This window comes from Streptomyces sp. CA-294286, from assembly GCF_050947155.1.
Lineage (GTDB): Bacteria > Actinomycetota > Actinomycetes > Streptomycetales > Streptomycetaceae > Streptomyces.
Window position 1 is genome coordinate 5,061,985 of record NZ_CP192005.1, and the last position, 19,914, is coordinate 5,081,898.

A 19,914-nucleotide genomic window follows, 5' to 3' on the forward strand; every position below is an offset into this window, starting at 1 on the left:
TCAGGAGCGGTACGTCCATGCAGCGACTCGTCGCGGAATCGGTGACCCTCGGCTACGACGAGCGGATCATCGCGGAGGATCTGTCGGTCGAGATACCGGACAACTCCTTCACGGTCGTCGTCGGGCCCAACGCCTGCGGCAAGTCGACGCTGTTGCGGGCCCTGTCGAGGATGCTGAAGCCCGCGCAGGGGCGGGTCCTGCTCGACGGGCAGGCGATCGGGACGATGCCAGCCAAGAAGGTCGCCAGGACGCTGGGGCTGCTGCCGCAGTCGTCGGTGGCACCCGACGGAATCACCGTCGCCGATCTGGTCGCGCGCGGACGCTACCCGCATCAGGGGCTGCTGCGGCAGTGGTCGCCCGAGGACGAGCGGATCGTCGAGGAGTCGATGGCGGCGACCGGGGTCGGCGAACTCGCGGAGAGATACGTCGACGAGTTGTCCGGAGGACAGCGCCAGCGGGTGTGGATCGCGATGGCGCTGGCCCAGCAGACGCCGCTGCTGCTGCTCGACGAGCCGACCACGTTCCTCGACATCCAGCACCAGATCGACGTCCTGGACCTGTGTGCGGAACTCCACGAGACCCAGGGGCGCACCCTGGTCGCCGTGCTCCACGACCTGAACCACGCCGCGCGCTACGCCACGCACCTGATCGCGATGCGGGACGGCAGGGTCGTGGCCGAGGGGGCGCCGGCGGACGTGGTCACGGCGGAGCTGGTGGAGCGGGTCTTCGGGCTGAAGTGCCAGGTCATCGACGATCCGGAGACCGGGACCCCGCTGGTGGTACCGGCGGCGCGGAAGGCCCGTACCCCCGTCGACGCGACGGTTACAGCAGCTTCCTGAGATGCAGGAGGTCGCGGAAACCGGCCTCCAGCCGTACCCGGCCGGACGCCCAGGCCTTCGCGAAGTTCAGGTCGCCGTCGACCATCGCGACCAGGTCGTCACCGGTCATCGCCAGGCGGATCTGGGCGCGCTCGCGGGGCGGGCCGGGGGTGGTGTCGTCGACGGTGATCCGGCCGTCGGTCAGCCGGCCGGTGAAGGTCGTGTCGAGGTCCGTCACGTGGCAGCTGAGCGAGCGGTCGAAGCCCGCGACGCCGCGCACGCCGTCGTGTTCGGACCGGGTGAGATTGTCCGAAAGCCTGTCGAGTGCGCCGCGGCACTCCTGAGTGGTCGCCATCAACGCCGACCGTACCTCAGGGCTTCGGGGTAGCGTCGTGACCATGCACCTTGAGGAAGCACAGGGCGGCGGAGCAGCGGCGGAGGCAACCGGGGCCGAGAGCGCCGGGGCCGCCGGCGCGGCGGCCCACGACCCGGCCGCCCCGGCGCCGCTCGGCGTCGCGCGCAGCGCCACCGGGCACCTCGGGGTGGACGCCGTCCTGGAGCGGCTGGCCGATGTCGACCACCTCACGGCGGACGGACACATCGAGGTGTACGAGGATGTACACCGGGGGCTGCGCGAGACGCTCACCGCACTCGACGCACGCCCGGGACCTCCGGCGACCCCTGCACCAGGGGCTTCCCCGCACGACATCAGGAGCTGAACGAGAAGTGGCAGGAGTGGCACGCCGCCGCCTGGACGCCGAGCTGGTCCGCCGGAAGCTCGCCCGTTCGCGGGAGCACGCGAGCCAGCTGATCGCCGCGGGCCGGGTCAAGGTCGGCGGAGCGGTGGCGAGCAAGGCCGCGACGCAGGTCGAGACGGCCGCCGCGCTGGTGGTCCTCAAGGACGACGACGACCCGGACTACGTGTCGCGCGGCGGGCACAAACTGGCCGGCGCGCTGGCCGCCTTCACCCCGCTGGGACTGACGGTGCAGGGGCGGCGGGCGCTGGACGCCGGGGCCTCCACGGGCGGCTTCACGGACGTGCTGCTGCGGGCCGGCGCCGGGCACGTGGTGGCCGTGGACGTCGGCTACGGCCAGCTGGCGTGGTCGTTGCAGTCCGATGGGCGGGTCACCGTCAAGGACCGTACGAACGTCCGCGAGATGACCCTGGAGACGCTCGACGGGGAGCCGGTCGACCTCGTCGTCGGCGACCTCTCGTTCATCCCGCTGGGCCTCGTGCTGCCCGCGCTGGCGCGGTGCGCGGCCCCCGACGCGGACCTGGTGCTGATGGTCAAGCCGCAGTTCGAGGTCGGCAAGGAGCGGCTGGGCAGCGGGGGAGTGGTGCGCAGCACCGAACTGCGCGCCGACGCCGTGCGGAACGTGGCCCGCCAGGCGTGGGGACTCGGGCTCGGCGTGCGGGGCGTGACGGCCAGTCCGCTGCCCGGCCCGTCCGGAAACGTCGAGTACTTTCTGTGGCTGAAGGCCGGTGCACCCGAGCTGGACCCGGCGGACGTGACTCGTGCAGTGGCGGAGGGGCCTCGGTGACCACAACAGGGACGAGCGGAACGTCGGGCGCGCCGGACGCGGCACGGGTACTGGACCCCGCCGCGGAGCGCACCGTGTTCCTGCTCGCGCACACCGGGCGGCCCGCCGCCATCCGCAGCGCCGAACTCGTCGTCGAAGGGCTGCTCAAGAGCGGCCTGGGCGTCCGGCTGCTGGAGTCGGAGGCGGTCGACCTGCCGCTGCCCTCCTCCGTGGAGACGGTCGTCGAGGCGACCCCCGACGTCCTCGACGGCTGTGAGCTGCTGATCGTCCTCGGCGGCGACGGCACACTGCTGCGCGGCGCGGACATCGCCCGCGCCTCCGGAGTGCCGATGCTCGGCGTCAACCTCGGCCGGGTGGGCTTCCTCGCGGAGGCGGAGCGCGACGACCTGGACAAGGTCGTCAAGCGGGTCGTCTCCCGGTCGTACGACGTCGAGGAACGCATGACGATCGACGTCCTCGTGCACGACAACGGGGAGGTCCTGCACCGCGACTGGGCCCTCAACGAGGCGGCGGTGCAGAAGGTCTCGCCGGAGCGGATGCTGGAGGTCGTCCTGGAGATCGACGGGCGGCCGGTCACCGGATTCGGCTGCGACGGGATCGTGTGCGCCACGCCGACCGGCTCCACGGCGTACGCCTTCTCGGCCGGCGGGCCCGTCGTCTGGCCCGAGGTGGAGGCGCTGCTGATGGTGCCGATCAGCGCGCACGCCCTGTTCGCGAAGCCGCTGGTGACCTCGCCGACGTCGGTGCTGGCGGTTGAGATCCAGCCGCACACCCCCGCCGGGGTGCTCTGGTGCGACGGGCGGCGGACGGTGGAGCTGCCGTCGGGGGCCCGGGTGGAGGTGCGCCGGGGCGCGGTGCCGGTGCGGCTGGCACGGCTGCACCAGGCGTCGTTCACGGACCGGCTGGTCGCCAAGTTCGCCCTGCCGGTGTCGGGGTGGCGCGGGGCGCCGCACTGAACCGTCGGCCGGGTTCTGGCCGGTGCTCGCATCCGTCATTCGTACGTACGTCGACCGGACGGCCGTTCTGTCACCCGTATCGGGGTCTTCCCTGCCCGCGGGTGGGGGTTTGAGCAGGGTCCGGGGGGATTCGGGAGGCCCGCGGAGGCGGCGGGCGGGCGGGGCCCGTCGCACGGTGGCCTCCGGACCTCGTATGGTCGTGTCCGTGTTGGAGGAGATGCGGATACGGTCGCTCGGAGTCATCGACGACGCTGTCGTCGAGCTGTCACCAGGCTTCACGGCGGTGACCGGCGAGACCGGAGCCGGCAAGACCATGGTCGTCACCAGTCTCGGGCTGCTGCTCGGAGGCCGGGCCGACGCTGCGCTGGTCCGGGTCGGGGCCAAGGCGGCGGTGGTGGAGGGGCGGCTCACGATGCGCCCCGGCGAACCCGCCGCGCTGCGCGCCGAGGAGGCCGGGGCGGAACTCGACGACGGAGCGCTGCTCATCAGCAGGACGGTTTCTGCCGAGGGGCGTTCGCGCGCCCACCTCGGCGGGCGCTCGGTCCCGGTGGGGCTGCTCGCGGAGCTGGCGGACGACCTCGTCGCCGTGCACGGCCAGACCGACCAGCAGGGATTGCTGCGGCCGTCCCGGCAGCGCAAGGCCCTGGACCGTTTCGCGGGTGACGCCGTCGCCGTGCCGCACGCCAAGTACACCGTCGCCTTCCGCCGCCTGAAAGCGGTCTCGGCGGAACTGGACGAGATCACCACGCGCGCGCGTGAGCGGGCCCAGGAGGCCGATCTGCTGCGCTTCGGCCTGGAGGAGATCGCCGCTGTCGAGCCCCTCGCCGGCGAGGACACCGAACTCGCCGCCGAGGCCGAACGGCTCGGGCACGCGGAAGCGCTGGCCTCCGCCGCGGCGCTCGCGCACGCCGCCCTCGCGGGCAACCCCGAGGACCCGGAGGGCGTCGACGCCAACACCCTCGTCGCGGGCGCCCAGCGGTCCGTCGACGCGGTGCGCGCGCACGACCCGGCGCTGGCCGCCCTCGCCGAGCGGATCGGCGAGATCGGCATCCTGCTCGGCGACGTCGCGGGCGAGCTCGCCGGATACGCCGACAACCTGGACGCCGACCCGCTGCGGCTGGCCGCCGTCGAGGAGCGCAGGGCCGCCCTCACCCAGCTCACCCGCAAGTACGGCGGGTCCGAGGGCGATGTGGCGGGAGTGCTCGCCTGGTCGCAGGAGGGCGCGGCCCGGCTCACGGAGCTGGACGGCGACGACGACCGGATCGACGAGCTGACGGCCGAACGGGACGTCCTGCGGGACGAACTGTCCGGTCTGGCACAGGCCCTGACCGACGCCCGTACGGAAGCGGCGGCACGTTTCGCCGACGCCGTCACCGCCGAGCTGGCCTCCCTCGCCATGCCGCACGCCCGGGTGACCATCGACATCCGGCAGACCGAGGACGCCGAGCACGGCATCGAGGTCGGCGGGCGGCGCGTCGCCTACCACGCGTCCGGCGCGGACGAGGTCGAACTGCTGCTCGCCCCGCACCCCGGAGCACACCCGCGCCCCATCGGCAAGGGCGCGTCCGGCGGCGAGCTGTCGCGCGTGATGCTCGCGGTGGAGGTCGTGTTCGCCGGCGCGGACCCGGTGCCCACCTACCTCTTCGACGAGGTCGACGCGGGGGTCGGCGGCAAGGCGGCCGTCGAGGTCGGGCGGCGTCTGGCGAAGCTCGCGAGGTCGGCGCAGGTGGTCGTGGTGACGCATCTGCCGCAGGTGGCGGCGTTCGCGGACCGGCAGCTGCTGGTGGAGAAGACCCACGACGGCTCGGTGACCCGAAGCGGCGTGACCGTCCTGGAGGGCGAGGACCGGGTGCGGGAACTGTCCCGGATGCTGGCCGGCCAGGAGGACTCCGAGACGGCGCGGGCGCATGCCGAGGAACTGCTCGCCACCGCGCGGGCGGACGTGTAGGGGCCTGCCTCCGGCCCGCAGCGCAGACGTAGGCTCGTGATCATGAGCGTGGGTCGAAGCGGGTTCGGTGGCCGGGTTTTCGGGACGGTGGCGGCGGGCGGGGTCACCTCGTGCGTACGCCGGGGCATGCGCCGCCGGCCTCCGGGGGAGGCCGCCCTGTGGGAGCGGAAGAACTTCCGGGGCGCGGTGGTCGACCTGTACGCGGGCCCGGCCGTCGCCCTCGGTTCCGCCGCCGCCGTCGCGCTCGCACCGGGGGTTTCCGGGCGGGCGCGGGCGGCCACGGTGCTCGCCGTGCTCGCGGCCGGCGGCTGCGGGGCGTACGACGACCTGGCGGGCCGCGACGACCCGCGACGTGGCTTCCGCGCACACCTGGGCGCCCTGCGGCGGGGCGAGATCACCAGCGGTGCGGTCAAGCTGCTGGGCATCGGCGCGGCCGGGCTCGTGGCGGGCGCGCTCCTCAAGCGACACGCCGTGGACCGCATGCTGGCGGGCGTGGTCGTCGCGGGCACCGCGCACCTGGTCAACCTGGTGGACGTACGGCCGGGCCGGGCGGCCGGGGCGGTGCTCGTCCTCGGGGCGCCGGGGCTGGTGAGGCGCGGCGACGCCGGGGTGCTCGCGGGCGCTCCCGTGGGGGCCGCCGCCGCGGTGCTGGAGGACGACCTCGGGCGGCGCACCATGCTGGGCGACACCGGGGCGCACGCACTGGGAGCCGGGCTCGGCGCGGCGGTGGCCGCGGGCAACGGCCGTACCGGGCTCGCCCTGCACGCCGCCGCGCTGATCGCCGCCGCCGTGTGCGGCGACGGGGTCAGCCGTGCGGCGGGGGCGCGCTGAGGGAAACCGTCCGCGCGAGGGACCGAGAAGCGGGACCGGGCCGCCCGCGCGGAGGGGAGCGGGGGCCGCCCGCGCGGAGGTCAGCACCTGACCGGCGCTCACCCGCGGCGGAGGGCAGGGCTGAACCCGCGCTCACTCGTGCGGGTGGTCGTGGGCATGAAGTGACCGGACCCGGGCATCTGTGGCGCCCCGGCGGCCGTCGGGGCTGGCATCCTTGGCGCCGAGACGCGCACCTGCGCGGCGGAAGACGCGCGGGCACGCCCGGATCTCTGCTACAAGTGCCCTTTCCCAGCCCGGTTGCGCACCGCGAGCGCGGTGCGCCGTACCCCATCCAGGAGCACTCGCCACCGTGAGCAGCACCCCGCCCCCGCCGTACGTGCAGTCGCCGCTGAGGGCCGTCCACGTGCTCGGCGGTGGCAGCGCGGGCAGCGGCGCGCACGTCAGGTCGTTGACGGCGGGCCTCGTCGCCAGGGGCGTACGGGTCACCGTGTGCGCCCCGGCCGAGCTGGAGAGCGCCTACGGCTTCGCCGGGGCGGGCGCCGACGTGGTGACCGTCCCCAGACGCGGCGATCCGCTGACCGTGGCCGCGCTGCGGGCCGCGTGCGCACGGGCCGACATCGTGCACGCGCACGGACTGCACGCCGCCGTGCGCTCCGCCTTCGCCCTTGGCGGACGGCTGCGGGCGGACCGGGGACGACTGGGCGTCCGGCTCGCGGGCCCTCCCCCGCTCGTCGTGACCTGGCACACCCGGGCGCACGCCGAAGGCGCCCGCGGCCACGTCGTACGCCTCATGGAGCGCCGTGCCGTGCGGGCGGCCGCCGTCGTGCTCGGCACCTCGTCCGAACTGGTCGACAGGGCCCGGGAGCGCGGGGCGCGCGACGCGCGGCTGGCCCCGGTCACGGTGCCCGCCGTCCGGCCCTCCGAGGACTTCCACGAGGGCAAGGCCAGGGCCGACCTGGGAGCCGTGGACCGCCCGCTGGTGATGGCCGTCGGCAGCCTGGTCCCGCACCGGGGCTACGACGTCCTGCTGGACGCCGCGCGCACCTGGCGGGAGCGGGACCCCGCGCCGCTGCTCACCATCGCCGGGGAGGGCCGCGAGCGGGCCGCGCTCCAGCGCCGCATCGAGGCCGAGGACCTGCCCGTGCAGCTCCTCGGGCAGCGCGAGGACGTCGCCGAGCTGCTCGCCGCCGCGGACGTCGCGGTGCTGCCCAGCCGGTGGGAGGCGCGCTCGGTGCTCGCCCAGGAGGCCCTGCGGGCCGCGGTGCCGCTGGTCGCCACCGAGGTCGGCGGGGTGCCGGAGCTGGTCGGCGACGCCGCTGAGTTCGTACCGTACGGCGACGCCGACGCCCTCGCGCGGACGGTGCTCGCCCTGCTCGACGACCCGGAGCGCCGGGCCCGTCTCGCGGACGCCGGACTGCGGCAGGCGGCGGCCTGGCCGACGGAGGACGAGACGGTGGCGCAGGTGCTCAGCGTGTACGACGAACTGACGGGACTGGCGTAGGGCTCCCCCCGCGCGCCGGGCGCACCCGCACCGCCCGCCGCATCAGGAGGCGTGCCTGCGCGCGCGCAGGGCCAGGCTCAGCGCCAGCACCGTCTGCGGATCGTCGAGGTCGGTGCCCAGCAGCTCGGAGATGCGGGCGAGCCGGTTGTAGAGCGTCTGCCGGTTGAGGTGCAGCTCGCGCGCCGTCTCCGCCTTGCGGCCCGCGTGCGCCAGGTACGTCTCCAAGGTGGGCAGCAGCGGAGGGCGTGAGGTGCGGTCGTGGTCGCGCAGCGGACCGATCGCCCGGTCCACGAACGCCGCCAGGTCCGGATGGTCCCGCAGCCGCCACAGCAGCAGGTCGATGTCGAGGCGGCGGGCGTCGTGCCAGGGCCGTTCGTGCAGCCCCTGCGCCGCCGTCGCCGTCTCCGCCGCGTGCCGCAGACCCGCCGAGGCCGCCGCCCAGCCGCCCGCGACCCCGACGACCACGACCGGCGGGTGCGCGCCCGCCCTGTCCAGCCCGGCCCGCTCGACACCGGCCCGCAGGGCCGCCGCGACCCGGTCGGCGACGGCCGTGCGCTCCGCCTCCGCGCGCAGCCCGAGCAGCAGCGGAACACGCCCCTCCACCGGGCGCACGCCGAGCAGCACCGGCACCCCGACCGACGACAGCTCCTCCAAGAGCGCCCGCGTCAGCACCGACCAGTTTCCGGGCGGCGACAGCTCGGCGGCCAGGCGCATCACCACCGGCAGCAGCGGCCCCTCGCCCGGCTTGAAGCCCAGCACCCGGGCCTGCGCGGGGGCCTCCTCCGCCGGGATGCGGCCCTGTGCCAGGTCGGTGAGGAAGTCGCCGCGCCCACGTGCCGCCAGCTCCTCCTCCTGACGTGCCTGCATCAGGACGACGGCGAGGATGCCCGCGGCCCGCTCGGCGGCGATCCGGTGCACCGGCAGGAGCGGGTTCGTCACCCCCAGCAGGGCCAGCCGGGCCCGTACCGAACCCGCGCCGTGCCCGCCGCCGGGAACGTCCACCAGGACGCCGTGGGCGGGCGGCCCCGACTCGCGGACCTCACGCTGACCGCGCAGCCCCTCCCAGACCTGGAGCGGGTCGGCGCCCCCGGTGTCCTTGGCGGTGGGCCCCGCCGCGTACAGCAACTGCCCGTCGGCGGTCTCCAGGAAGACCGGGTTGGCCGTGAAGTCGGCCAGGATCCCCAGCACCTGCGGGATCCCGCCGCCGTCCAGCAGCGCCCCGGTGCAGTGGCGGTGCACCTCCTCGGCGCGGCGCAGCAGCGTGTAGTGGCCGTTGACGATCTCGGTGTGGACCTCTTCGGTGACGGACACGAACGGCACCTCGCGGTGCAGCTGGACGAGCGGCAGCCCGGCCGTCCGGGCGGTCTCCACCAGCGTCGGGGGCAGCCGGCCGAAGCGCGGCCCCAGCTCGACGACCAGGGCGGCGATGCCCCGCTCGGCCAGCCTGCGTACGAAGGCACGCTGCTCGGCGGGGCGGGTGCCCAGGCCGAGGCCCGTCGTCAGCAGGAGTTCGCCGCCCTTGAGGAGCGAGGCGATGTGGGGGACCTCCCCGGCGTGCACCCAGCGCACCGTCCGGTGGAGCCGGTCGGCACCCGCCACCACCTCGGGGAGCCCGCTGCGGAGTCCCGGCAGTTCGAGCGCCCTTTGCACGGTGATTCCGCCCTGCGTGTCCATGGACCGGGACGGTACCCGCGCGCCCGATTCCAGAACATCACCGCGCGGTCGCCGGTCGGGACGGCCTGCCCCGCCCCCCGACAACTCGTCGCGGCCACCCACGAATTGGGGGACCCCGTGCCCGGTGTGGCGTACATCACCCCGGGGCGCGCACGCCGGGACGTCCGGCGCGTCGCGGAGCACACCGGCCACGTCTGCCGGGGCTTCGCTCCGGGCGACGCGCACGCGGGGTCCGCGCCGCCCGGAGCGTCCAGTTCCTCGAAGTGGGCGCTCAGCCCCCGTAGGCGCCGCTCGCCGTCAGCCGCAGCGCCGTGTCGATCAGCGGCACGTGGCTGAAGGCCTGCGGGAAGTTGCCGACCTGGCGCTGGAGGTGGGAGTCCCACTCCTCGGCCAGCAGACCGAGGTCGTTGCGCAGCCCCAGGAGCTTCTCGAAGAGCCTGCGGGCCTCGTCGACCCGCCCGATCATCGCCAGATCGTCCGCCAGCCAGAACGAGCAGGCCAGGAACGCGCCCTCGTCGCCCTCCAGGCCGTCCACGCCCGCGTCCTCGCCGGCCGTCGGGTAGCGCAGCACGAAGCCGTCCGGGGTGGACAGTTCCCGCTGGATCGCCTCGATGGTGCCGATGACGCGCTTGTCGTCCGGCGGCAGGAAGCCCATCTGCGGGATGAGCAGCAGGGAGGCGTCCAGCTCCTGGGAACCGTAGGACTGCGTGAAGGTGTTGCGCTCCGGGTCGTAGCCCTTCTCGCAGACGTCGCGGTGGATCGTCTCGCGCAGTTCGCGCCAGCGCTCCAGCGGGCCGTCCGCGTCGCCCGACTCGATCAGCTTGACCGTGCGGTCCACAGCCACCCAGGCCATCACCTTGGAGTGCACGAAGTGGCGGCGCGGGCCGCGCACCTCCCAGATGCCCTCGTCGGGCTCGTTCCAGTGGTCCTCCAGGTAGCGGATCAGCTTGAGCTGGAGGAGGGAGGCGTAGTCGTTGCGGGCCAGACCGGTCATGTGCGCCAGGTGCAGGGCCTCGGTGACCTCGCCGTACACGTCGAGCTGGAGCTGCCCGGCGGCGCCGTTGCCGACGCGGACGGGACCGGAGTTCTCGTAACCCGGCAGCCAGTCCAGTTCGGCCTCGCCCAGCTCGCGCTCGCCGGCGATGCCGTACATGATCTGGAGGTTCTCGGGGTCGCCCGCGACCGCCCGCAGCAGCCACTCGCGCCACGCGCGTGCCTCCTCGCGGTAGCCGGTGCGCAGCAGCGAGGAGAGCGTGATCGCGGCGTCGCGCAGCCAGGTGTAGCGGTAGTCCCAGTTGCGGGAGCCGCCGATGTCCTCCGGGAGGGAGGTGGTGGGGGCCGCGACGATGCCGCCGGTGGGGGCGTACGTCAGGGCCTTCAGCGTGATCAGCGAGCGGACCACGGCCTCGCGGTAGGGCCCGTGGTACGTGCAGTGCTCCACCCACTCCCGCCAGAAGTCGACGGTGAGCTGCAGCGCGCCCTCGGGGTCGGGAAGCGGCGGCGCCTCCTTGTGCGAGGGCTGCCACTGGATGGTGAAGGCGAGCCGCTCACCGGGGCCGACCGTGAAGTCGGAGTGCGTGGTGAGGTCCTGGCCGTGCGTCTCGACGTCCGTGTCCAGCCAGACGGAGTCGGGTCCCGCGACCGCGACCGTACGGTTGTCGACCCGGTGCACCCAGGGGGTCACCCGGCCGTAGCTGAAGCGCATGCGCAGCGCCGAGTGCATCGGCACGCGGCCGCTGATGCCCTCGACGATTCTGGTCATCTGCGGTGCGCCGTCGCGAGGTGGCATGAAGTCCGTCACCCGGACCGTGCCCCGGGGGGTGTCCCACTCCTGTTCCAGGATGAGGGAGTCCCCGCAGTAGCGGCGGCGGGAGGCCACGGGAGCCTCGCTGCCCTCCGGATAGGTGGGTCCGATCCGCCAGAAGCCGTGCTCCTCGGTTCCGAGGAGCGCGGCGAAGACGGCATGGGAGTCGAAACGGGGCAGGCACAGCCAGTCGACTGAGCCGTCCCGGCAGACCAGCGCCGCTGTCTGCATGTCTCCGATGAGTGCGTAGTCCTCGATGCGCCCGGCCACGTGCAATCTCCAGTCGAACGGCCACGTCCACCCCCGTTCGGAAGGGGGCCTCTGCGGTCAGGGGATCTTCGACGACGAGCTTCGGGGTCCGGGAGCGGGCGGGGTTGGTGCCTTCGCCACCGGCCGGCTCGCAGCGATGTTCCGTGAAGGATACGTCGCACGGGGCTCATCCGCGTGAGGTGGTCGCAAGGTGGGGGGACCGAACGGGTGAGGCACAGGTGGTTCCGGTGTGATCGTAGGGTGAAGGTGGATCGAACAAGCGGCCGCAGTGCTGACCGTTCGGGTCCAGTCGGCCCGAAACCGTCTTCACAGGTGCGCGGACGAAGAGGCCGAAATTCCGCGTGCGGCCCGCGTCCTCCGTCGGCCCGCGCCGGACGCCGGAAGCAGCCTCCCGGAGTCACTGTTACCCTGGTAGCCCGTGGAGCGGTGGGCGCAAATCCCCCCGAACCGCAGCGACGGCGCCCCCCGAAATCACCGGTGAATGAACCGATGTGCACCGGTGGGAGGCCGGAAACGCATCCTCACCTCGCGACCACGGGAGCCCCGCCTTGGCCATGCAGCCCGCTGCCTTTAGGAACAACACCGTCTCGACGACCAAGCACATCTTCGTCACCGGGGGTGTCGCCTCCTCCCTCGGCAAGGGTCTGACCGCCTCCAGCCTGGGTGCGCTCCTGAAGGCCCGCGGCCTTCGCGTCACCATGCAGAAGCTCGACCCGTACCTGAACGTCGACCCGGGCACGATGAACCCCTTCCAGCACGGTGAGGTGTTCGTCACCAACGACGGCGCCGAGACCGACCTGGACATCGGCCACTACGAGCGCTTCCTCGACGTCGACCTCGACGGCTCGGCCAACGTCACCACCGGCCAGGTCTACAACACGGTCATCGCCAAGGAGCGCCGCGGCGAGTACCTCGGCGACACCGTGCAGGTCATCCCGCACATCACCAACGAGATCAAGCACCGCATCCGCCGCATGGCCACCGACGACGTCGACGTCGTCATCACCGAGGTCGGCGGCACCGTCGGCGACATCGAGTCGCTGCCCTTCCTGGAGACCGTCCGCCAGGTCCGCCACGAGGTCGGCCGCGACAACGTCTTCGTCGTGCACATCTCGCTGCTCCCCTACATCGGTCCCTCGGGCGAGCTGAAGACCAAGCCGACCCAGCACTCGGTCGCCGCCCTGCGCAGCATCGGCATCCAGCCCGACGCGATCGTCCTGCGCGCCGACCGCGAGGTCCCGACCGCCATCAAGCGCAAGATCTCGCTGATGTGCGACGTCGACGAGGGCGCCGTGGTCGCCGCCATCGACGCCAAGTCGATCTACGACATCCCCAAGGTGCTGCACACCGAGGGCCTGGACGCCTACGTCGTCCGCAAGCTGGACCTGCCGTTCCGCGACGTGGACTGGACCGTCTGGGAGGACCTCCTGGACCGCGTCCACAACCCGCAGCACGAGGTCACCGTCGCGCTCGTCGGCAAGTACATCGACCTGCCCGACGCCTACCTCTCGATCACCGAGGCCATGCGCGCCGGCGGCTTCGCCAACAAGGCCCGCGTCAAGGTCAAGTGGGTCACCTCCGACGACTGCAAGACGCAGGAGGGCGCCCGCAAGCAGCTCGGCGACTGCGACGCCATCCTGATCCCCGGCGGCTTCGGCGAGCGCGGCGTCAACGGCAAGGTCGGCGCCATCCAGTACGCCCGTGAGAACAAGGTGCCGCTGCTCGGCATCTGCCTGGGCCTGCAGTGCATCGTCATCGAGGCGGCCCGCAACCTGGTCGGCATCGAGGACGCCAACTCCACCGAGTTCGACGCCGCCACCGCCCACCCGGTGATCTCCACCATGGAGGAGCAGCTCGCGTACGTCGAGGGCGCGGGCGATTTGGGCGGCACCATGCGCCTGGGCCTCTACCCGGCCAAGCTCGCCGAGGGTTCCCTCGTGCGCGAGGCGTACGGCGACGAGCAGTACGTCGACGAGCGTCACCGCCACCGCTACGAGGTCAACAACTCCTACCGCGCCGAGCTGGAGAAGAAGGCGGGCCTCGTCTTCTCCGGCACGTCCCCCGACAACAAGCTCGTCGAGTACGTCGAGTACCCGCGCGAGGTGCACCCCTACCTGGTCGCCACCCAGGCGCATCCCGAGCTGCGGTCGCGCCCGACCCGTCCGCACCCCCTGTTCGCGGGGCTGGTGAAGGCGGCGGTGGAGCGCCAGCAGGGCAAGTAGTCACAGGCGTTACGGTTGACCGGGGTAAGGGCTTTTCAGGCTCTTGCCCCGGTTTTCTCGTTGCATGGAGGCGTACGTGGCGATCAAGGACACCCCCCAGGAGTGGCAGGTCACCGAGTCGGTGACTCCTTTCGAGGGGGCGAAGACCAGTGTCCGGACCGACCAAGTGGTGATGCCCGACGGGTCGGTGGCGGGCCGTGACTACCAGGTGCACCCCGGCTCGGTCGCCGTCCTCGCCCTGGACGACCAGGGCTGTGTCGCCGTCCTCAGCCAGTACCGCCACCCGGTGCGGCACAAGCTGTGGGAGATCCCGGCCGGACTGCTGGACGTGCCCGGCGAGAACCCGCTGCGCGCCGCCCAGCGCGAGCTGTACGAGGAGGCGCACATCAAGGCGGGGGACTGGCGGGTGCTCGCCGACGTCTACACCTCGCCGGGCGGCTCCGACGAGGCGGTACGGATCTTCCTGGCCCGGGACCTCTCGGAGAGCGAGGGCGAACGCTTCGTGGTGTCCGACGAGGAGGCAGACATGGAGCACGCGCGCGTACCGCTCGCGGAGCTGGTGCGCGGCGCGCTCGCCGGTGAACTGCACAACAACTGTCTGGTGCTCGGTGCGCTCGCGCTCGGCGCGGCACAGGCGGGCGACGGACTGGACGCCCTGCGTCCGGCGGAGGCGCCGTGGCCCGCGCGGCCGTTCTGACCCGCACGGCGGGATCCCTCCGACGAAGGCTCACCAGTCATAACAACTGTTGATCCGATCGGGCGACTTGTCCGCCGCGCTCCCCCCGGATCGTCGCAGAGCGTGAACTAGGCTCGAAAGCGCCCGACCGCAGTCGCGGCGGGGTATGTGCGCAGGCGGACGGGAGCGTGGCCCGTGACGGATCAGGCGGTGGGCAACAGCGGCGCGGCGGCGGTCACGACGACCGCCCCCGCGGCGGGCTCGGCCCACGACTGGGCGACCGGTGAGTTCTTCGGCCGGAAACGGGAGTTGAAGGAACTGCGCGCCGACATCCAGCGCACGGGTCTGGACACCCTCACCGGGCGCAAGGAACCCCGGGCCCGCGTCCTGCTCATCGCGGGGCGCCCCGGCTCCGGGCGCACCGCCCTCGCCGAGGAACTGGCCCGCTCGCTGGCCGGCGACTACCCGGACGGCGCGCTGCGGGCCCGCCTCACCGCCCCGGGCGGCGCACGCGTGCCCACCGAGGAGACGGCGCGCACCCTGCTCGACGAACTGGGCATCGCCGCTCCGGCCGGCGCGGACGCGGACACCCTGTCGGAAATGGTCCGCGAAGCCCTCGCGGTACGCCGGACACTCCTCGTGCTGGACGACGCGGCCGATGCCGAACAGGTCGACCCGCTGCTCCCCGACAACCCGCGATGTCTCGTCGTGGCCACCTCGCAGGGGCCGCTGACCGGCATCCCCGACGTCCGGCCGTGCACGCTCGGCGGGCTCGACACCGCGTCCGCCGTCGCCCTCCTCGCGCACTACACCGGCAAGGTGCGCATCACCGTCGACCCGACGGCCGCCGACGCCCTGGCCGAGGAGTGCGGCGGGCAGCCCGCCGCACTCGTCCTGGTCGGCGGCTGGCTCGCGGCCCACCCCAAGTACTCGGTCCCGGACGTCACCAAGCACCTCCACGACCTTCCCGACGACGCCGAACACGCGCAGGGAGCAGGGCCGTTGGGGCGTGCGCTGCGACTCGTGTACGAGTCGCTGCCGCAGCCGACGGCACGGATACTGCGCCTCCTGGCGCTCGCCCCCGCCGGTTTCGTCGACGCACACACCGCGTCCGCGCTCGCCGGGTGCTCCGTGTCGGCGGCGCAGAGCGCGCTGGACGACTTCGCGGTGCAGGGGCTGCTGCACCCGGCGGGCGAGCAGTACCTCGTACCGGGGTGCCTGGCGCCGTTGCTGCTGAAACTGGCGGAGACTCAGGAACGTCCGGCCGAGAGGCAGTTGGCACGGGCCAGGATGCTGGAACGGACCGTGCGGCAGCTCCAGTCGTGCCGTGCGGTCACCGAACCGGAGGGCTCGGCGGCCCGCAAGAGGCTCGCCGGACTGCCCCGCGCGCTGCGCTTCTCCTCCCCCCAGGACGCCGCCGAGTGGCTGCGCGCCCGCCAGCCCGCACTGCTCGCCGCCGCCCGCGCGGCGGTCGAGGACGGCGAGTTCGACACCCTGGCGCGGCGCCTGGTCGCCGCTCTCGTACGGGCGCTGGCCGCACACCGGGGGACCGAGGCGGCGGCTCCCGAACTGTACGGACTGCACCGGCTGGTGCTCGACGTCGCCGAGCGGCGCGACCTGCACCGCGAGAAGGCCGCGGCACTGCTCAACCTGGCCGACCTGGACGTGCGGACCGGGCGCACCGCGGAGGCCCTGTCCCGGTACCGGGCGGCCCTGGACGCCGGACGGCTCGCCCAGGACCCCTACGCGACGGCCCGCGCCATGGAATCCGTAGGAGGCGCGTACCAGGAGATGGGGGACTACTCGCGCGCCTCGGACTGGTACGGAAGGGCACTCGACCAACGGCTCGCCCGGGGTGAGCGCGAGGACGGGGCGCGCCTGTACGGGCGGCTCGGCGCGGTGCACACCTACGCGGGCCGGTACGGCGAGGCGCTGCGGCAGTGGCGGGCGGCCGCGGCGGCGATGCGGCGGCTCGACGATCTCCCGGGCTACGCAAGGGCGTTGAGCGAGATGGCGCGGGTCCAGGAGTACGCGGGGCGTCCCGAGGAATGCCTGCGCACCTGCCAGGAGGCGGTGGAGTGGGCGCGGCGGGCCGGGGAGACGCGGCTTCAGGCCGCACTCGGGCTGCGGCTCGCCGACACCCTCGACCGGCTCGGCGACCCGACGGCCGCCCGCCTGTACCGGGCCTCGGCGGAGAGACTAATGGAAGAGGCGGTTCCAGCCTACGAAATCAGTAGCGCATCCGTTCGAGGTTGATGCTTTGTAAGGCTAGACAGCTGGAAATCCTTCATTAGACTGGCTTTGCCGCGTCACTCCGTGGCGTTCCCCAGGTATGCCTTCCGTGCCTGGTCATGCAAGGCACTGCCCGTTTTATCCCCCAGATTCCAAGGACCGTGATCGACGTGAAGGTCGGCATCCCCCGCGAGGTCAAGAACAACGAGTTCCGGGTGGCCATCACCCCGGCCGGCGTGCACGAGCTGGTGCGCCACGGCCACCAGGTCGTCATCGAGAAGGGCGCCGGCCTCGGCTCCTCGATCACGGACGCCGAGTACGTCTCGGCCGGCGCCGGCATCCTGGACACCGCCGACGAGGTGTGGGCCTCCGCCGACCTGCTGCTCAAGGTCAAGGAGCCCATCGCCGAGGAGTACCACCGCCTCCGCAAGGACCAGACGCTCTTCACCTACCTGCACCTCGCCGCGTCCCGCGAGTGCACGGACGCGCTGCTGGAGTCCGGCACCACCGCCATCGCGTACGAGACGGTGGAGACCGCGAACCGCGCGCTGCCGCTGCTCGCCCCGATGTCCGAGGTCGCGGGCCGGATCGCCCCGCAGGTCGGCGCGTACCACCTGATGCGCCAGGCCGGCGGCCGCGGCGTGCTGCCCGGTGGCGTCCCCGGCACGGCGGCCGGCAGGGCCGTCGTCATCGGCGGCGGCGTCTCCGGCTGGAGCGCCACCCAGATCGCGGTGGGCATGGGCTTCCACGTGACGCTGCTCGACCGCGACATCAACAAGCTGCGCGAGGCCGACAAGGTCTTCGGCAGCAAGGTGCAGACGATCGTCTCCAACGCCTTCGAGCTGGAGAAGGCCGTCGTCGAGGCCGACCTCGTCATCGGCGCCGTACTGATCCCGGGTGCCAAGGCCCCGAAGCTGGTCACCAACGAGCTCGTCGCCAAGATGAAGCCCGGAAGTGTACTTGTCGACATTGCAATTGATCAGGGCGGTTGCTTCGAGGACTCGCACCCGACCACGCACGCCGAGCCGACGTTCAACGTCCACGAGTCGGTCTTCTACTGCGTGGCCAACATGCCGGGCGCCGTGCCGAACACCTCGACCTACGCGCTGACGAACGCCACGCTGCCGTACATCGTCGAGCTCGCCAACCGCGGCTGGGTCGAGGCGCTGCGCCGGGACCCGGCCCTCGCCAAGGGTCTCAACACCCATGACGGCCAGGTCGTTTACCGCGAGGTCGCGGAGGCGCACGAGCTCCCGCACGTCGCGCTGAACACCCTCCTCGGCTGAGGCGTCAACAGGCGTCGTCAACATCACGTGCCCGGCCGGACCTTGCTCCCGCGAGGTCCGGCCGGCCGCGTCTCCGGGTGCTTTGCGACACTCGCTCAACTCGTCGCGAACGTAACCCTTTAACCGTTTCGCACACCCCTGGAACCAGGCGCATGTGCTTCGCGTACGCCCTCGCGCACCCTTGACACAGAGGGGTTCGGTTGCCGACACATCGACCCGGGTCCGGCGGATTGTGTTGCTGCGGAGCGGTGACACGCCATAGAGTCGGCGACCGTCGGCATGGTGCCACGCTGACCTATCGATAAGTTTCCTGGTCACGTCCCAAGGAGGTAAGACGACTTGTGAATGAGTCGACATTTACTCCCGGAGGTGGTCAACCGGGGACGCCTGCGCAGGGCCAGAGCCCTACAGGGCTCGAAGCTGTCGGCTCGGTCGCGGTCCGCACCTTCGCCACCCATCAGCACATGACGACGACATCCCACCAGAGCATGGACGGCCTACACGTGAACGCCATGGCCGGCGACCAGAGTGGCGATAAGTCCACCACCGGCTTCGCCGACTTCGACGAGGTCCCCCAGGGGCACTTCTACGATCCCGACGCCGAGTACGAGCCCGACCCCGAGTACGCGGCCACCCTCGCCCCCGACGCTGCCCGCCAGCGCCGCGAGCGGATCGGCCCGACCGGACGGCCGCTGCCGTACTTCCCGATCCCCGGACCGCTGACCGATCACGGCCCGGCCAAGATCATCGCGATGTGCAACCAGAAGGGCGGGGTCGGCAAGACCACCTCGACCATCAACCTGGGCGCCGCCCTCGCCGAGTACGGACGCCGTGTCCTGCTCGTCGACTTCGACCCGCAGGGAGCCCTGTCGGTCGGCCTCGGGGTGAACCCGATGGAGCTCGACCTCACGGTCTACAACCTGCTCATGGAGCGGGGCATGTCGGCCGACGAGGTGCTGCTGAAGACGGCCGTTCCCAACATGGACCTGCTGCCCAGCAACATCGACCTCTCCGCCGCCGAGGTGCAGCTGGTCAGCGAGGTCGCGCGTGAGTCGACCCTGCAGCGGGCGCTCAAGCCGCTGATGAACGACTACGACTACATCGTGATCGACTGCCAGCCCTCGCTCGGTCTGCTCACCGTGAACGCGCTGACCGCCGCGCACAAGGTGATCGTGCCGCTGGAGTGCGAGTTCTTCGCGCTGCGCGGTGTGGCGCTCCTCACCGAGACCATCGAGAAGGTCCAGGAGCGGCTCAACCCCGACCTGGAGCTCGACGGCATCCTCGCCACGATGTACGACTCCCGCACGGTGCACAGCCGCGAAGTCCTCGCGCGCGTGGTGGAGGCGTTCGACGATCACGTCTACCACACGGTGATCGGCCGGACGGTGCGCTTCCCGGAGACCACGGTCGCCGGTGAGCCCATCACCACCTACGCCTCCAACTCCGTCGGTGCCGCCGCCTACCGCCAGCTCGCCAGGGAGGTGCTCGCCCGGTGTCACGCCGAGTGAGTCTGCCGGGGGCCGACGAACTGTTCCGCACGACCGGGGGAATGGGACTCCAGTCCGCCAACCGCAGGTCCGGGGCCAACGGCGAGCCGGCCAGGGTCCCGGCGCCCGCGGGTGAACCCGCGGCCCAGGGGCCCGCCGCCGACGCGAGCGGTGAGGGCGCCGGATCCGGCGCCGCCGCCGAGGCCGGACAGCAGCGGACCAGGGCAGCGGAGAGCGCCCCTGCGACGGGAACCGCCGGTCCGGCAGCCGCGGGTGCCACCACGGCCGCGGCGAAGGCCGCCGCCCCCAGGGCCCAGGAGGCCGCTGGAGCGCCCCGTAACGCCGTTCCGGCCGCCACCGGGGCCCAGCCCCGCCGCCGGGGCGGACGGGGCGCCAACCGGCGACCCAGCGGCCGCGAGCGGCACGACGAGAAGATCACCGTCTACGTCTCCGCCGAGGAACTCATGGACCTGGAGCACGCGCGCCTGGTGCTGCGCGGCGAGCACGGCCTGGCCGTGGACCGGGGACGGATCGTCCGCGAGGCGGTCGCCGTCGTACTCGCCGATCTGGAGTCGCGCGGCGACGCGAGCATTCTCGTACGGCGCCTGCGCGGGCGCTGACCGGTGCGGCGGTAGCCTCGCGGCTGCCCCCACCGTGTTCCGCCCGT

Annotated in this window: 16 protein-coding genes; 13 read left to right on the plus strand and 3 right to left on the minus strand. The window is 72.7% G+C overall.

Features of this window, described 5'->3' with window-relative positions; genetic code table 11:
* The first annotated feature begins 17 nt into the window (after positions 1-17).
* On the plus strand, positions 18-839 hold the full coding sequence (locus tag ACQPZG_RS27070; RefSeq protein ID WP_433549567.1) for an ABC transporter ATP-binding protein: 822 nt from the start codon (positions 18-20) through the stop codon (positions 837-839).
* Here the strand turns inward: ACQPZG_RS27070 and ACQPZG_RS27075 are convergent.
* Entirely contained in the window at positions 823-1,173 is a 351-nt protein-coding gene (locus tag ACQPZG_RS27075; protein ID WP_433548313.1) for an SCP2 sterol-binding domain-containing protein, read from the minus strand. The genes ACQPZG_RS27070 and ACQPZG_RS27075 overlap by 17 nt on opposite strands.
* Positions 1,174-1,216: 43 nt before the next feature.
* On the opposite strand from ACQPZG_RS27075, the gene ACQPZG_RS27080 reads away from it, so the two are divergent.
* The 6 genes from ACQPZG_RS27080 to ACQPZG_RS27105 all read left to right on the plus strand — a co-directional run bounded on the left by ACQPZG_RS27080 (position 1,217) and on the right by ACQPZG_RS27105 (position 7,596).
* Positions 1,217-1,537: a hypothetical protein gene (locus ACQPZG_RS27080; protein WP_433548314.1), complete on the plus strand. Its 321-nt coding sequence runs from the start codon at positions 1,217-1,219 to the stop codon at positions 1,535-1,537.
* A gap of 7 nt (positions 1,538-1,544) precedes the next feature.
* Complete coding sequence (locus ACQPZG_RS27085) at positions 1,545-2,360, plus strand: TlyA family RNA methyltransferase (protein ID WP_433548315.1); 816 nt, start codon at positions 1,545-1,547, stop codon at positions 2,358-2,360.
* A 50-nt stretch (positions 2,361-2,410) separates the two neighbouring features.
* Positions 2,411-3,316, plus strand: coding sequence for an NAD kinase (locus ACQPZG_RS27090; protein ID WP_433549568.1), 906 nt, complete (start codon positions 2,411-2,413; stop codon positions 3,314-3,316).
* Positions 3,317-3,509: 193 nt separating this feature from the next.
* Positions 3,510-5,264, plus strand: a complete 1,755-nt coding sequence (recN, locus tag ACQPZG_RS27095; RefSeq protein WP_433548316.1) for a DNA repair protein RecN — start codon at positions 3,510-3,512, stop codon at positions 5,262-5,264.
* A gap of 42 nt (positions 5,265-5,306) precedes the next feature.
* Complete coding sequence (locus ACQPZG_RS27100; RefSeq protein ID WP_433548317.1) at positions 5,307-6,095, plus strand: hypothetical protein; 789 nt, start codon at positions 5,307-5,309, stop codon at positions 6,093-6,095.
* Positions 6,096-6,444: 349 nt separating this feature from the next.
* Positions 6,445-7,596: a glycosyltransferase family 4 protein gene (locus ACQPZG_RS27105; protein WP_433548318.1), complete on the plus strand. Its 1,152-nt coding sequence runs from the start codon at positions 6,445-6,447 to the stop codon at positions 7,594-7,596.
* Positions 7,597-7,638: 42 nt separating this feature from the next.
* On the opposite strand, the gene ACQPZG_RS27110 is transcribed toward ACQPZG_RS27105, so the two are convergent.
* Positions 7,639-9,270 carry a PucR family transcriptional regulator gene (locus tag ACQPZG_RS27110; RefSeq protein ID WP_433548319.1) on the minus strand — a complete coding sequence of 544 codons (1,632 nt, stop codon included), beginning with the start codon at positions 9,268-9,270 and terminating at the stop codon, positions 7,639-7,641.
* Positions 9,271-9,541: 271 nt separating this feature from the next.
* Positions 9,542-11,344, minus strand: coding sequence for a glycoside hydrolase family 15 protein (locus ACQPZG_RS27115; protein WP_433548320.1), 1,803 nt, complete (start codon positions 11,342-11,344; stop codon positions 9,542-9,544).
* Between the two features lie 554 nt (positions 11,345-11,898).
* Between ACQPZG_RS27115 and ACQPZG_RS27120 the strand changes: the two genes are divergently transcribed.
* From ACQPZG_RS27120 to ACQPZG_RS27145, 6 genes are all read left to right on the plus strand, one after another.
* Entirely contained in the window at positions 11,899-13,566 is a 1,668-nt protein-coding gene (locus tag ACQPZG_RS27120) for a CTP synthase (RefSeq protein ID WP_433549569.1), read from the plus strand.
* Between the two features lie 76 nt (positions 13,567-13,642).
* Positions 13,643-14,263 (plus strand): NUDIX domain-containing protein, encoded by a 621-nt coding sequence (locus ACQPZG_RS27125; RefSeq protein WP_433549570.1) that lies wholly within the window; start codon positions 13,643-13,645, stop codon positions 14,261-14,263.
* 174 nt (positions 14,264-14,437) lie between these two features.
* A complete protein-coding gene (locus tag ACQPZG_RS27130; protein WP_433548321.1) occupies positions 14,438-16,498 on the plus strand; it encodes a tetratricopeptide repeat protein in 2,061 nt (686 codons plus the stop codon).
* A 146-nt stretch (positions 16,499-16,644) separates the two neighbouring features.
* Positions 16,645-17,760, plus strand: a complete 1,116-nt coding sequence (gene ald, locus ACQPZG_RS27135) for an alanine dehydrogenase (protein ID WP_433549571.1) — start codon at positions 16,645-16,647, stop codon at positions 17,758-17,760.
* Positions 17,761-18,224: 464 nt separating this feature from the next.
* On the plus strand, positions 18,225-19,268 hold the full coding sequence (locus tag ACQPZG_RS27140) for a ParA family protein (RefSeq protein WP_433548322.1): 1,044 nt from the start codon (positions 18,225-18,227) through the stop codon (positions 19,266-19,268).
* Positions 19,253-19,867, plus strand: coding sequence for a hypothetical protein (locus ACQPZG_RS27145; RefSeq protein WP_433548323.1), 615 nt, complete (start codon positions 19,253-19,255; stop codon positions 19,865-19,867). The genes ACQPZG_RS27140 and ACQPZG_RS27145 overlap by 16 nt, the downstream gene beginning before the upstream one ends.
* Positions 19,868-19,914 lie beyond the last annotated feature (47 nt).